Origin of the sequence: Lentilactobacillus diolivorans DSM 14421, from assembly GCF_001434255.1 — a bacterium.
Classification (GTDB): domain Bacteria; phylum Bacillota; class Bacilli; order Lactobacillales; family Lactobacillaceae; genus Lentilactobacillus; species Lentilactobacillus diolivorans.
The window spans coordinates 1-407 of sequence record NZ_AZEY01000051.1; the positions used below are offsets into that span (position 1 = coordinate 1).

A 407-nucleotide genomic window follows, 5' to 3' on the forward strand; every position below is an offset into this window, starting at 1 on the left:
ACTAATCGGCCAGAACTGCAAAAAATGCTGGCCTATATTCGTGAGGGTGATATTGTCCTGGTCACTGAATTAGATCGCTTAGGCAGAAACAACCAGGATTTGACTAAAATCATGAACACCATTCAAAATAAAGGTGCCACCCTAGATGTGTTGAATTTGCCGTCCATGACAGGGATTGCTGACCCCAATTTACGTCAACTGATGACCAACTTGATTATTGAACTCTATAAGTATCAGGCCGAAAGTGAACGTAAGCGAATCATTGAGCGCCAGCAACAAGGGATTGCCTTAGCTAAGCAGCAGGGTAAATATCATGGGCGCAAACCCCAATATGCCAAAGATGATCCCCGTTTGCAACATGCTTTTAAGCTTTATCGAGCTGGCATGAGTGACATTGATGTGTCCCG

Annotated in this window: 1 protein-coding gene; it reads left to right on the forward strand. The window is 44.2% G+C overall.

Annotated elements, in window-relative coordinates:
• Nucleotides 1-407: recombinase family protein (locus tag FC85_RS05340; RefSeq protein WP_057864521.1), on the forward strand; the 407-nt coding region annotated here is incomplete at both ends.